10 protein-coding genes are annotated in these 13,047 nt (G+C 71.8%); 8 read left to right on the top strand and 2 right to left on the bottom strand.

What is annotated here, in order from left to right; all coding sequences use genetic code 11:
• Nucleotides 1-97: 97 nt before the first annotated feature.
• Together ASE20_RS13200 and ASE20_RS13195 are read left to right on the top strand one after the other, a co-directional pair.
• Entirely contained in the window at nucleotides 98-1,921 is a 1,824-nt protein-coding gene (locus tag ASE20_RS13200; protein WP_056894980.1) for a phosphoenolpyruvate carboxykinase (GTP), read from the top strand.
• A 65-nt stretch (nucleotides 1,922-1,986) separates the two neighbouring features.
• Nucleotides 1,987-3,147, top strand: a complete 1,161-nt coding sequence (locus ASE20_RS13195; protein WP_056894979.1) for a zinc-binding dehydrogenase — start codon at nucleotides 1,987-1,989, stop codon at nucleotides 3,145-3,147.
• A 100-nt stretch (nucleotides 3,148-3,247) separates the two neighbouring features.
• On the opposite strand, the gene ASE20_RS13190 is transcribed toward ASE20_RS13195, so the two are convergent.
• Nucleotides 3,248-4,969, bottom strand: a complete 1,722-nt coding sequence (locus tag ASE20_RS13190) for an FAD-binding dehydrogenase (RefSeq protein ID WP_056894978.1) — start codon at nucleotides 4,967-4,969, stop codon at nucleotides 3,248-3,250.
• Between the two features lie 180 nt (nucleotides 4,970-5,149).
• On the opposite strand from ASE20_RS13190, the gene ASE20_RS13185 reads away from it, so the two are divergent.
• Nucleotides 5,150-8,188 carry an MMPL family transporter gene (locus tag ASE20_RS13185; RefSeq protein WP_056894977.1) on the top strand — a complete coding sequence of 1,013 codons (3,039 nt, stop codon included), beginning with the start codon at nucleotides 5,150-5,152 and terminating at the stop codon, nucleotides 8,186-8,188.
• Nucleotides 8,185-8,772 carry a TetR/AcrR family transcriptional regulator gene (locus ASE20_RS13180; RefSeq protein ID WP_056894976.1) on the top strand — a complete coding sequence of 196 codons (588 nt, stop codon included), beginning with the start codon at nucleotides 8,185-8,187 and terminating at the stop codon, nucleotides 8,770-8,772. Before ASE20_RS13185 ends, ASE20_RS13180 begins: the two co-directional genes overlap by 4 nt.
• A gap of 83 nt (nucleotides 8,773-8,855) precedes the next feature.
• Here the strand turns inward: ASE20_RS13180 and ASE20_RS13175 are convergent, their stop codons facing one another.
• A complete protein-coding gene (locus tag ASE20_RS13175; protein WP_056895198.1) occupies nucleotides 8,856-10,430 on the bottom strand; it encodes an adenylate/guanylate cyclase domain-containing protein in 1,575 nt (524 codons plus the stop codon).
• A 46-nt stretch (nucleotides 10,431-10,476) separates the two neighbouring features.
• Here ASE20_RS13175 and ASE20_RS13170 point away from each other — a divergent pair, with 46 nt between their 5' ends.
• Genes ASE20_RS13170 through ASE20_RS13155 form a run of 4 tightly spaced genes read left to right on the top strand, consistent with a single transcriptional unit; the run spans nucleotide 10,477 to nucleotide 13,034 of the window.
• The gene (locus tag ASE20_RS13170) at nucleotides 10,477-10,992 is read left to right on the top strand and encodes a nuclear transport factor 2 family protein (protein WP_056894975.1); all 516 of its coding nucleotides are present in this window, start codon (nucleotides 10,477-10,479) and stop codon (nucleotides 10,990-10,992) included.
• Nucleotides 10,989-11,501, top strand: a complete 513-nt coding sequence (locus tag ASE20_RS13165; protein WP_056894974.1) for a PGPGW domain-containing protein — start codon at nucleotides 10,989-10,991, stop codon at nucleotides 11,499-11,501. Before ASE20_RS13170 ends, ASE20_RS13165 begins: the two co-directional genes overlap by 4 nt.
• On the top strand, nucleotides 11,498-12,079 hold the full coding sequence (locus tag ASE20_RS13160; RefSeq protein ID WP_235538815.1) for a sugar O-acetyltransferase: 582 nt from the start codon (nucleotides 11,498-11,500) through the stop codon (nucleotides 12,077-12,079). Before ASE20_RS13165 ends, ASE20_RS13160 begins: the two co-directional genes overlap by 4 nt.
• Entirely contained in the window at nucleotides 12,072-13,034 is a 963-nt protein-coding gene (locus tag ASE20_RS13155) for a patatin family protein (RefSeq protein WP_082612362.1), read from the top strand. Before ASE20_RS13160 ends, ASE20_RS13155 begins: the two co-directional genes overlap by 8 nt.
• Nucleotides 13,035-13,047: the final 13 nt, after the last annotated feature.

Here is a 13,047-nt window from a genome sequence, read left to right as displayed (position 1 = left end):
CCACGGATCTAGTGATTCGAACCCCGGAAATTCCCGGGTGGGCTGTGGGGTAGCGTGCCCACACCTTTTACCAAGGACCGAAAGGCTGGCGAAGCAAATGGTTGATGTGGAGCGGACGCTCGACGAGGCGGGTCTCACCAACCCCCACGTCCGTGAGTACGTCGCACACTGGGCCAACATCACGGGTGCCGAGCGCATCGAGGTCGTGTCCGCGGCCGACGACGCGCGCCTCGTCCAGGAGTCCCTGGACGCGGGAGAGCTGCTGCCCGCCGGCGAGGGTCTCTACTACTCGCGGTCCTACTTCAAGGACACCGCGCGCGCCGAGGAGCGCACCATCGTCGCGACCTCCAACGAGGCCGACAAGGGCATCTACAACAACTGGAAGCCCGCCGCGGAGATGAAGCCGAAGCTCGTCGAGCTGATGACCGGCGCCTCCGTGGGCAAGACGATGTACGTCATCCCCTACCTCATGTCGCCGCAGGGCTCCCCGGTGGAGAAGTTCGCCGCTGGTGTCGAGCTGACCGACAACCGCAACGTCGTGCTCCAGATGATCCGCATGGCGCGGGTCGGCGTCGAGTACATCAACGACCTGGGCGACTCCTTCGTCAAGGCCGTGCACGTCACCGGCGACCTGGAGAACCTCGGCCAGGGCACCCCGGACGACAAGCGCTACTTCGTGACCGTCGCCGACGAGCGCACGATCCTGCACTTCGGATCGTCCTACGGCGGCAACGCGCTGCTCGGCAAGATCGCCCACGGCCTGCGCCAGGGTGCCTACGACGGCTGGAAGAACGGCTTCCTCGTGGAGCAGTTCATGCTGCTCGGCATCACCGACAAGCAGACCGGCAAGAAGTACAACATCTGCGGTGGCTTCCCGTCGGCCTCGGGCAAGACGAACCTCGCGATGACGCTGGCTCCCGACGCCCTCGGTGACCGCTACTACGTCGAGTTCTACGGTGACGACATCGCGTGGATCTGGGTCGGCGACGACGGCAAGCTCTACGGCATGAACCCGGAGAACGGTGTCTTCGGTGTCGCCAAGGACACCAACGAGAAGACCAACCCGACCGCGATCGACTCGATCGTCCCGGGCACCGGCGCGATCTTCACCAACGTCGCGTACAACACCAAGACCCAGGAGGTCTGGTGGGAGGGCAAGAGCGACAAGCCGACCGACCTCGACGGCTGGGAGGACTGGAAGGGCGACGTCATCGCCGACCGGGCCCCGGAGAACGCCGACGACCCGTGGGCGCACCCGAACAGCCGCTTCACCACCACGCTGGCCAACGTCCCGAACGTGGCGAAGGACTTCGAGGACCCGAAGGGCGTCGAGATCCACGGCATCATCTTCGGTGGTCGCACCCGTGACCGCGAGCCGCTGATCCGCGCGATCCGCGACGTCGCCGAGGGCGTCTACGACGGCCTCACGCTGGGTGCCGAGGCGACCGCCGCGGCCGACGGCCTCGAGGGCGTGCTCCGCTACGACCCGATGTCGATGCGTCCGTTCATGTCGTACTCCGAGGCCGACTACGCCGCGCACTGGCTCGAGGTCATCGGCCGTGCGACGACCAAGCCGATCTTCGCGCACGTCAACTGGTTCCAGCGCGGCGAGGACGGCCGCTTCCTGTGGCCCGGCTACCGCGAGAACCTCCGTCCGCTCAACTGGCTGATGGAGTTCCTCAACGGCGAGGTCGAGGGTGTCGAGACGCCCGTCGGCGTGCTCCCGAAGCGCGAGGAGCTCAACCTCGAGGGCCTCGACGAGCAGGCCCTGGCCGACCTCGACACGCTGCTCTCGATCGACATCCCGCGCTGGCAGCAGGAGATGGGCTTCCGCGAGAAGCACCTCGCCCAGTTCGACGGCCTGCCCGAGGAGATCTGGGAGGCGCACCGCCGCGTCGCCCAGGCGCTCGACAACGCCTGATCCTTCGCAGTGCCCCGGCTCAAAGAGTCGGGGCACTGCGCTTTTTGGGCCCTAGGCTGCGGACCATGCGCGCCGTCGTCTGCCACCAGGCCGAGCTCACCGTCCAGGACCTGCCCGACCTGACCCCGTCCGCGGGCCAGCTCCTCCTCTCCGTGGAGAGGTGCGGGATCTGCGGCTCCGACCTGCACGCGCGGACCCACTGCGACGAGACCGCGGCCGACGTCGCCGAGCTCGGGTACGACGCCTTCATGCGCTCCACCGACCACGTCGTGATGGGCCACGAGTTCGTCGGCACCGTCCTCGACCACGGCTCGCGCACCTCGCGCCGCCAGTTCCCCGTCGGCAGCCGGGTCGTGGCGCTGCCGGTCCTCAAGGCCGGCGACTCGGTGCACCTGACCGGCCTGAGCGAGCAGGCCTCCGGCGGGTACGCCGAGCAGGTGCTCGTCACCGCCTCGATGACCATGCGCGTCCCCGACGCCCTCGACGCCGACGCCGCCGCGCTCACCGAGCCGATGGCGGTCGCCCTGCACGCCGTACGACGGGGGGAGGTCGGGGCCCGCGACACCGCCGTGGTGATCGGCTGCGGCCCGATCGGCCTCGCGGTCATCGCGATGCTCAAGGCCACCGGCGTACGGCATGTCATCGCGAGCGACTTCTCGCCGGGGCGTCGTACCCTCGCCGAGCAGATGGGTGCCGACGTCGTCGTCGACCCCGCCGTCGACTCCCCGTGGGCCTCCTTCGCCGAGTCGAAGCGCTACCTCACCGAGGCGATCGCGCTCGCCGAGCTCGGCATCGACGCGATGGACAAGCTGCGCGCCGTCCCCCTGCTGCCGTGGGCGCACGTGATGCGGGCCGCCGACAAGCTGGGCGCGACGCCGCGCGGGCCGGTGGTGTTCGAGTGCGTCGGCGTCCCCGGCATGATCGAGCACGTCGTCGCCAACGCGCCGCTGCTGACCCGGGTCGTCGTGGTCGGCGTGTGCATGGGGCAGGACTCGTTCCGCCCGTCGATGGCGATCAACAAGGAGGTCGACCTCCGCTTCGCCTTCGCCTACGACCCGAGCGAGTTCCACCAGACGCTGCAGTGGATCGCGTCGGGCAAGGTCGACGTCCGGCCGCTGATCACCGGGACGGTCGGGCTGGACGGGGTGGCGGGCGCGTTCACCGACCTCGCGGACCCCGAGCGGCACGCGAAGATCCTGGTCGACCCGGCGCTCCCGGCACGCTGACCTCGGGGGGGGTGGACGACGAAACTCATGCTTGGACGACGAAGCTTCATCGTCCAAGCATGAGTTTCACCGGCCGGCCGGTGAAACTCACTCGACCGCCTCAGCCGGCCGCGATCGCCCGCCCCGCGGCCCGTCCCGAGAAGATGCAGCCGCCGAGGAAGGTGCCCTCGAGCGCGTTGTAGCCGTGCACCCCGCCGCCGCCGAAGCCGGCGACCTCGCCGGCGGCGTACAACCCGGGGAGGACCGATCCGTCGGCCTGCACGACCCGGCTGTCGAGGTCGGTCTCGATGCCGCCGAGGGTCTTGCGGCTCAGGATGTTCAGCCGTACGGCGATCAGCGGGCCGTGCGCGGGGTCGAGGATCTTGTGGGGCTTGGCGACGCGCATGATCTTGCCGGTGCGGTCCTTGCGGCCGTTGTGAATCGCCATCACCTGGGCGTCCTTGCAGAACGGGTTGTCGACCTGGCGGTCGCGGTCCTCGATCTGCTTGCGGAGCAGGCCGGCGTCGAGCACCCGCCCGCCACGCGCGATCGTGTTCATCCCCGCCACCAGCTCGTCGAACGAGGTCGCCACCACGAAGTCGGAGCCGTGCTCCTTGAACGCCTCGACCGGGCTGGTGGCGCCCTTGCCGAGCCGCTCCTTGAGCATCATCTTGATGTCCTTCTCGGTCCAGTCGGGGTTCTGCTCCGAGCCGGAGAGGGCGAACTCCTTCTCGATGATCGACTGGGTCAGCACGAACCACGAGTAGTCCGCGCCCGTGGCGAGGATCTGCTTCATCGAGCCGATCGAGTCCGCGCCGGGGACGCCGGACATGCCGGTCAGTCGGTGGCCGTCGGCGTCGAACCACATCGACGACGGCCCGGGCAGGATGCGGATGGCGTGGTCGGGCCAGACCGGGTCCCAGTTGTGGATCCCCTCGACGTAGGCCCACATCCGGTCCTTGTTGACCAGGTTCGCGCCGGCGGCCTCGGAGATGGCGAGCATGCGTCCGTCCACGTGCGCGGGTACGCCGGCGATCATGTGCTCCGGCGCGGGTCCGACCCGTTCGGTGGGCCAGTTGGCGCGCATCAGCTCGAAGTTGTGGCCGATGCCGCCCGAGCTCACCACCACCGCGGGAGCCCGGTGGGAGAAGGAGGAGACCACCTCGCGCGACGACTTCTCCCCGCGGGGCAGGTCGGAGGGCGCCAGCACCGAGCCGCTCACGCCGACGCACACGCCGTCCTCGACGACCAGCTCGTCGACCTGGTGCCGGAAGGCGAAGCGCACCAGCCCGGCGGCCTCCGCCGCCTCCACCGGCTCGAGGAAGACGCGCACGACCTCGGGGCCGGTGCCCCAGGTCAGGTGGAAGCGGGGGACCGAGTTGCCGTGGCCGCTGGCGGAGCCGTCGCCGCGCTCGGCCCAGCCGACGAAGGTGAGCGACTTGAGGCCCAGACCGCGCAGGTAGTCGCGCTTCTCTCCTGCCGCGAAGTCGACGTAGGCCCTGGCCCACCGGCTGCCCCAGTGGTCCTCGCCCCGGTCGGGGCCCTCGTCGTCGGGGTCCTCGCCGAGCCGGTCGAAGCCGGCCGAGCCCTGCCAGTCCTGCCACGCGAGCTCGGGGGAGTCCTTGATGCCCATCCGGCGCTGCTCGGGGGAGTCGACGAAGAACAGGCCGCCGAGGGACCAGAACGCCTGGCCGCCGAGGTTGGCGCGGTTCTCCTGGTCGAGGACGAGCACCTTCTTGCCGGCACGGGTCGCCTCGTAGGTCGCCACGAGCCCGGCGAGGCCGGCCCCCACGACGATCGCGTCCGGCTGGAAGGTGGGGTCGACGGCGTTCTCCTCGGTCACGGCGTGAGCCTGCCACACGGTTCCAGCCGAGGCTTGTAACTCGGTGTTGCGGAGTACTGCCACGGACTCCTGACCGGTCACGAGTCCGTGGCAGAACCTGCGAACACCGAGTTACAAGTCCGGCGTGGCCCGCGCCACAGTTCCTTGCCAGTGGCAAGGAACCGGTTCTAGTTTGCTGTGATGAGCAGTGACGCCGGCGGGGACACCGGCAGCAAGGTGGCGCGCTACGCCCGCTTCGTCGTACGACGGGCAGCGTGGGTCGTGGGTGCCTGGCTGGCCTTCACGGTCGTGATGAACGTGGCCGTGCCGCAGCTGGAGGTGATCGCCGGCCAGGACTCCTCGCCGATGGTGCCCGACGACGCGCCCTCGATGGTCGCGGTCAAGGCGATGGACGAGGCGTTCGGCAACGGCGGTGCGGAGAGCTTCATCGTCGTCGCGATGGAGCGCACCGCCGGGCTCACGGCGAAGGACCGGACCTACGCCGAGTCGCTGGTCGACGAGCTCGGCAGGGACAAGGACGACGTCGTGTTCGTCCAGGACATCCGGCGCCCCGAGCTGCGCAAGGCGCTCACCAGCACCGACGGCCAGGCGCGCTACCTGCTCGTCGGCATCACCGGCGCGACGGGTGCGCCGGCGTCGATGCGGCAGGTGACCGCGGTCCGCGAGATCGCGCGGGACCACGCGCCGGACGGGCTGACCGTGGAGGTCACCGGCCCGACCGCGACGGTCGTCGACCTCACGACCGAGACCGAGCACAGCGTCGTGCGGATCACGGTCGTGACCATCGGGCTGATCGCGCTCATCCTGTTCCTGATCTACCGCGCGGTCGCGGTGCCGCTCATCGTGCTCGGTGTCGTCGGGCTCGGCCTCGGCGTCGGCCGTGCGGTCGTCGCGTGGTGCGGCATGCAGGACTTCTTCGCGGTCTCCACGTTCAGCGGCTCCTTCCTCACCGCGATCGTGCTCGGGGCCGGCACGGACTACGCCGTCTTCCTGGTCGCGCGCTACCACGAGCAGCGCCGGCTCGGCGTCGAGCCGACGCGGGCGGCGGCGATCGCCGCGACCCGCGTGGGCGGTGTGATCGCCGGCTCCGCGGTCACGGTGGTGCTCGCGACGCTGTGCATGGTGTTCGCCGACCTCGGCTTCTTCAACACCACCGGTCCGGCGGTCGCGGTCAGCATCGCCGTCAACCTGGTGCTCAGCCTGACCCTCACCCCCGCGCTCCTCGCGCTCGCCGGCCGCCGCGGCTGGGCCGAGCCGCGTGCGTCCAGGGCTGCTGGTGCGTGGCAGCGGATCGCCGGCCTCGTCGCCGCCCACCCGGTCCGGATGCTCACCGCGTCCCTGCTCCCGCTCGCCGCGCTGGCCGCGCTCTTCCCGCTGACCGACCTGTCGTACGACATCCGCGACCCGCTGCCGGACACCGCGGAGAGCAACCAGGGCTACGAGCTCCTCGCCCGGCACTTCCCGGTCAACGAGGTGCTGCCCGACTACGTCGTCATCCAGGCCGACCACGACCTCCGCAACACCAGGGACCTCGCCGTCATCGAGCGTGCCGCCGCTGCCGCCGAGCAGCACGAGGGCGTCGCCCTGGTCCGGACCGTGACCCGGCCGACCGGCGAGCCGATCACGCAGGCATCCCTCGCCTACCAGTCCGGGGTCGTCGGCGACCAGCTCGGAAAGGCGCGGCGCAAGGTCGCCCAGGGCTCGGGCGGTGCGCAGCAGCTCGCGGACGGAGCCGGCCAGCTCGACGACGGCGCGGCCCAGCTCGCCGACGGTGCCGGCCAGGCGGTCGACGGAGCGGACCGGATCGCCGCTGCCAGCACCCGCCTCTCGGACGGCATGACCACGCTCCTCGACGGCGCCGACGCGGCCGTCGCCGGGGCCGGCGGGCTGCGCGGCGGTGCGGCCGACCTCGCCGACGGCCTGACCACGGCGGCCGACCAGGTGCAGGTCGCGGTCGACAGCCTCGGCCTCGTGTACGACGCCTTGGCCACCAAGTCGCTGACGTGCGGCCTCGACCCGGCGTGCCGCCGGGCCCGGGCCGGCCTCAAGCAGATCTGGGAGGCCGAGCGCGACCAGCTGCTCCCGGGCCTGCGGGAGGCCGCGCGGGGGGCGCGCTCCCTCGCCGCCGGCACCGGCGACCTCCGCGCCGGGCTGCGCCAGCTGCGTGACGGACTGGCGCAGGCCCGCGGCGGCACCGAGCAGCTCGCCGCGGGACAACGCACCTTCGCCGACAAGTTGGGAGAGCTGTCCGGCGGGGCCGACCAGCTCGCGAGCGGGGCCGACCAGCTCCGCGGCGGGACCGACGAGGTCGCCGCCTCGCTGCCCGAGTTCGAGGAGGGGCTCGCGGCCGCCGTACGGCACCTGCGGACGACCAGCCGTGAGGCCGGCGACCCCGGCGCGGGCGGCTTCTACCTGCCGCCGACCGCGCTCGCGAACGAGTCCTTCGCGACCGCCAGCCGGCTGTTCGTCTCCGACGACGGGCGCACCGCGCGGATCGCGGTCCTCGGCAGCACCGACGCCTTCGGGCCGGCCGCGGCCGAGCGCTCGCAGGAGGTGCTCGACATCATCGACACCTCGTTCAACGGCACCCGGCTCGAGGACGCGACCGTCTCGGTGACGGGCATGGCCGCGACCAACAACGACCTGCGCCATTACTCGGTCTCCGACCTCGAGGTGATCGCCACCGGCGCCCTGGTCGCGGTCTTCCTCGTCCTGCTCCTGCTGCTGCGCAGCCCGGTCGCGGCGTTCGCGCTGATGGCCACGGTGGTGCTGTCGTACGGCGCCGCGATCGGCCTGTCCGTGCTGGTCTGGCAGTACGGCCTGGGCATCCAGCTCGACTGGACCGTGGCCGCGATCGCGTTCGTGATCCTCGTGGCGGTCGGCGCCGACTACAACCTGCTGCTGACCAAGCGCATGCACGAGGAGGCGCCCGACGGCTCGGCGTCCGGCATCGCGCGGGCGACCGCGGCGACCGGCGGCGTGATCACCTCGGCCGGCGTGATCTTCGCGGTCAGCATGATGGCGCTGCTCGCCGGCCGGGTCACCACGATCGGCCAGGTCGGCTTCACCATCGCCGTCGGCCTGCTGCTCGACACCTTCGTCGTCCGCTCGCTGCTGGTCCCGGCGCTCGCGACGCTGCTCGGTCCGCGGCTCTGGTGGCCGCAGAAGCCTGCGCCGGGGGCCGTCCCGGAGGCGGTTCCGGCACAATCGCAGGCATGAGACAGGCCGACCTCCGCCAGCGCCTGCTCCGCGCCGCCGAGCAGGAGATCGCGACCAGCGGCCCCGCGAAGGCGAGCCTGCGCGGCATCGCCCGACGGGTCGGCGTCTCCCACCAGGCCACCGCGCACCACTTCGACGACCGCGCCGGGTTGTTCACCGCGCTCGCCGTCGAGGGCTTCGAGCTGTTGCTCGAGGAGACGGTCGCCGCGATCGAGGCCGTCGGCACCGAGGGCATCGCGTCCGGCTCCCAGGTCGCGGCCTCCGGGGCGGCGTACGTCGCCTTCGCGATGCGCCACCCCACGATGTTCGACGTGATGTTCCGGCCCGAGCTGCTGCACGTCGACGACCCCCGCCTGGTCGACGTACGCCGCCTCCACCGCGAGCTCCTCGTGCAGATCATCGCCACCGCCCAGGCGGAGGGGTGGGGCACCGCCGTACCGACCGAGGAGCTGGCGACCGTCGGTTGGGCGACCGTGCACGGACTCGCCGTCCTGCAGCGCGACGCCCAGCTCGTCGAGGTCATGCCCGAGATCGACCCCGGGCTCCTGCAGCGGGTGGCGCGGTCGCTCGACGCGCTGGCCTGAGCAGCTTGTAACTCGGTGTTCGGGGATACCTCCACGGTCTCCTGACCGGTCAGGAGACCGTGGTAGTGCACCCGAACACCGAGTTACAAGCGCGGGACGGCCAGCCGGGTCGTCGTCGTCCGCCCCCGCAGCGTGGTCTCCCCGTGCTCCACCCAGTGCTCCGCCTCCGGGGACCCGTCGGCTCGCGCCGCCTCGACCGAGTCCCAGGCCGCGAGCACGCAGCCGGGGACGTCCTTGGCGAGGTCGGTGAGCCGGGCGGCGGAGTTCACGGCGTCGCCGATGACGGTGTACTCGTAGCGCTGCTCGTGGCCGACGTTGCCGGCGACCACCTGTCCGGTCGCGACGCCGATGCCGGCACCGACCTCGGGCACCTCGACGGCCAGTCGGGCCGCCATCGCGCGCGCCGCCTCGAGCGCCGCTGACGCGTGGTCGGCGTGCTCGACGGGGGCGCCGAAGATGGCGAGGACCGCGTCGCCGATGAACTTGTTGACCAGGCCGTGGTGGCGGTCGACCTCGTCGACGACGACGCCGAAGAACCGGTTGAGCACGGCGACGACCTGGGTCGGGCCGTGCTCGGTGGCGTACGTCGTGGAGCCGACCAGGTCGACGAAGAGCACCGAGCAGGTGCGGGTCTCGCCGCCGAGCTCGATCTCGCCTGCTCCCAGCGCGGCGGCGGCCGCGGCCACCTCCTGGCCGACGTGCCGGCCGAACAGGTCGCGGATCTGCTCGCGCTCCTGGAGCCCGGAGACCATGTCGTTGAAGCCGCTCTGCAGCTGGCCGAGCTCGGTGCCGTCGTAGACGACGACGTCGGTGTCGAGGTCGCCGCGCTCGACGGCACGCATCGCGTCGCGCACGGAGATGATCGGCGCGACCACCGAGCGGGCGTTGAGGTCGGTGAGCAGGAAGCCGAAGACCAGCACGACCCCGCAGACGACGATCGTGACGACGGCGAGCTGGTTCAAGGTGGCGTCGTTGCGCGGGGTCAGGGCGAGGATCGCGGTGATCAGCAGCCCGACGGTCGGGGCGCCGGTGCCGAGCCACCAGAAGATCGCCTGCCGGGGGCCGACGCCGGCGCCGCGCAGCCGACCCGTGACGCGGACGTCGCTGAGGGCGCGCGCCGCCACCGGACGCAGGGCGAACTCGGTCAACAGGTAGGCCACCCCGGCGACGATCACCGTGGTGATACCGACGGTGAGGCCGGTGCCCAGTGCCCGGCTCGGCTGCAGCACGACGCTCAGCACCGTGAACAGGACGGTCCCGGTGGTCCACAGCACCAGCTGCATGGTGGTGAGCCAGAACGGCACCCGCAGCGCGCGCTCGCGCTGGGTCCGGTCGGGGTCGACGGTGGGGTCGGTCGCCCAGCGCAGCGCGCCCAGGGAGGTGGTGGTGCCCCACGCCGTACCGACCGCGACCGCGACCGCGACGTACACCGGCACCGCGATCGCCAGCGCGACCACCATCGCGTCGGTCGGCGGCGGCGAGGGGATGACCCAGATGCTGATCGCGAAGACCAGAACGACGCCGATCACGTTGGTGATGATCAGCAGGAAGGTCAGCAGCAGCTGGATCCGGATCCGCAGCCCCCGCGGGGACTGGTCGCGCGGGCCGAGCAGCCGCGAGCCGAACGGGCTGCGCCGGGCAGCGGTGGTCGTCGGCATGGCCGAAGCGTAGTGCTGGTTGGCCACCTCTGATTGGATCGTCGCCATGACCGGTACCCCCACCGCGACCTTCACCGAGGGCGAGATCGCCGACGCCTACGCGGCCTTCCACGAGAAGGTCGCGGTGATGGCGACGACCGGCGACTGGACCGGGTACGCCGACCTGTTCACCCCCGACGCGGAGTACGTCGAGCACGCGATGGGCACCTTCCGCGGCCGCGACGAGATCCGCGCGTGGGCGGTGCGGACCATGACGTCGTACCCGGGACGGGTGATGACGGGCTTCCCGATCAGCTGGCAGGTCGTCGACGCCGACGCGGGCCGGCTGGTCTGCGAGGTGCTCAACCCGATGCCCGATCCCGGCGACGGGACGATGCTGACCGAGCCCAACATCACGATCATGACCTACGCCGGCGACGGTCTGTTCTCGCGCGAGGAAGACGTCTACAACCCGCTGCGCTTCCACGCGATGGCCCAGCGGTGGGCCCGGATCGCGGCCGCCCACGGCAACGCCGACGAGGACGTCCTCGCCTGGCTCGACCGGTTCGGGGGCGGGCGGTGACCGGCGCCGCGAAGCGGCTGCTCCTGGAGATCGTCGGATGGACGCTGCTGCTCGCCGGCATCGCCGCGATGGTGCTTCCCGGGCCCGGCCTGCTGCTGATGGCTGCCGGGCTGGCGGTGCTCTCCCAGCAGTACACGTGGGCGGAGCGGCTGCTCGACCCGGTGCTGCTGCGGGCCCTTCGGGCGGCGGCCGAGGGCGTCGAGACCTGGCCGCGCATCGTCGGCTCGACCATCGGCGCGCTCGCGCTCGGCGGCTTCGGAGCGCTCTGGATCGTCAAGCCCGACGTGCCGTCGTGGTGGCCGGTCGCAGACAAGTGGTGGCTGGTCGGCGGTCCGTGGACGGGCGTCACCCTGATCCTGTCGTCGCTGATCGCGCTCGGCCTCCTCGTCTACTCCTACCGCCGCTTCCACGGGAAGCCCGAGGCGCGCGCCGCCCTGGAGTCGAAGATCGACGAGGCCGACGACGACGCCCACGAGCAGCGCAACCGGATGCGCCACAAGGAGGGGTGACCGTGCCCGACGGCAGCGACGGCCGCACCATGCGGGAGCGGATGGACGCCGGCGAGATGTACCTCGCCGACGACCCCGAGCTGGTCGAGGCCTACCTCCGTGCCCAGGAGCTGACCGAGGCCTACAACGCGACCGGTGTCCGCGAGCGGGAGCGTCGCACGTCGCTGCTGCGCGAGCTGCTCGGCGCGATCGGCGAGGACACGGCGATCCGTCCGCCCTTCCACGTCGACTACGGCACCCAGATCCGGATCGGTGCGCGCTGCTTCGCCAACTTCGGCCTCGTCGCGCTCGACGTCGCGGCCATCACCATCGGCGACGACGTGCAGCTCGGCCCGAACGTCCAGCTGCTGACGCCGATCCACCCGCTGGAGGCCGGGCCGCGCCGCGACAAGTGGGAGGCCGCGAAGCCGATCACGATCGGCGACAACGTCTGGCTCGGGGGCGGCGTGATCGTGTGTCCCGGCGTCACCATCGGTGCGGACACGGTGGTCGGCGCGGGCGCGGTGGTGACCAAGGACCTGCCCGCCGGCGTGCTCGCCCTCGGCAACCCGGCCCGGGTGGTGCGTTCCCTTGACTGAGGTCTCGCTGCTGGCCGCGCTGGAGGCCCGGAAGCAGGCCCGCAGCCGGCCGGGCGAGCGCACCGACGGTCTCCGGATCGCGCTGGCCGTCGAGGGCGGCGGCAACCGGGCGGCGTACTCCGCCGGGATGGCGCTGGCGATCGACGAGGCTGGCCTGACCGACGCCTTCGACGACGTCTACGGCACGTCCGGCGGCGCGCTCAACGCCGCCTGGCTGCTGACCGGCGAGGCGCAACGGTGGATGCGCAGCTGGGCCTGGCCCGAGGTCGCGGCCGCCCGGATCACCGACCCGCGGCGGATGCTGCGTGGCGGTCCCGTCGTCGACCTGCGCCGGCTGGTGCACCACGTCTACGAGTCGATCACCCCGATGGACTTCGAGGCGATCCTCGCCAACCCGATCGGCTTCCACCCGATGGCGACCGACGCCCGCACCGGCACCGGCGTCGACCTGGCGCCCTTCGTCACCGACCGCGACAGCCTGCAGACCGCGCTGCGCGCCTCCTCCTGCCTGCCGCTGCTCGCCGGTCGGCCGGTGCGGCTCGGCGGCCGGACCTACGTCGACGGCGGCCTCTCCGAGGGCGTGCCCTACCGCCGGGCGCTCGCCGATGGCGCCACCCATGTACTGGTGCTGCGGACCCGGCGTGCCGACCAGCACGCCGCGCCGCCGTCGCGGGTGGAGCGGATCCTGCTGGCGCCGTACTTCCTGCGGCACGGGTGGAAGGCGGGCCGCGCCCACGTCGACCGCCACCAGACCTACACCGCCGACGACCTCCACCTCGCAGAGGCGAGCGCCGCGCCGATCGCCACCCTGGTCGAGGTGCGCCCGCCGCTCGGCTCGCCGGAGATCAGCCGGCTGAGCGGCGACCTGCCGTCGATCGCGGACGCGATCGAGCGGGGGAGGGTCACGATGAACTCCGCACTGGGCCGGGACGAATCGGTCGGACCCCGCGACTAACGTCGCCTCCGCC

It is taken from the genome of Nocardioides sp. Root240, assembly GCF_001428825.1.
Lineage (GTDB): Bacteria > Actinomycetota > Actinomycetes > Propionibacteriales > Nocardioidaceae > Nocardioides.
Note: the sequence above shows the minus strand (reverse complement) of the source record. Positions and strands in the feature narration are given on the sequence as shown.

Coding starts and splice junctions, on each gene's coding strand:
- ASE20_RS13200 (WP_056894980.1), top strand. CDS start 98: ATGGTTGATGTGGAGCGGACGCTCGACGAGGCGGGTCTCACCAACCCC.
- ASE20_RS13195 (WP_056894979.1), top strand. CDS start 1,987: ATGCGCGCCGTCGTCTGCCACCAGGCCGAGCTCACCGTCCAGGACCTG.
- ASE20_RS13185 (WP_056894977.1), top strand. CDS start 5,150: ATGAGCAGTGACGCCGGCGGGGACACCGGCAGCAAGGTGGCGCGCTAC.
- ASE20_RS13180 (WP_056894976.1), top strand. CDS start 8,185: ATGAGACAGGCCGACCTCCGCCAGCGCCTGCTCCGCGCCGCCGAGCAG.
- ASE20_RS13175 (WP_056895198.1), bottom strand. CDS start 10,430: ATGCCGACGACCACCGCTGCCCGGCGCAGCCCGTTCGGCTCGCGGCTG.
- ASE20_RS13170 (WP_056894975.1), top strand. CDS start 10,477: ATGACCGGTACCCCCACCGCGACCTTCACCGAGGGCGAGATCGCCGAC.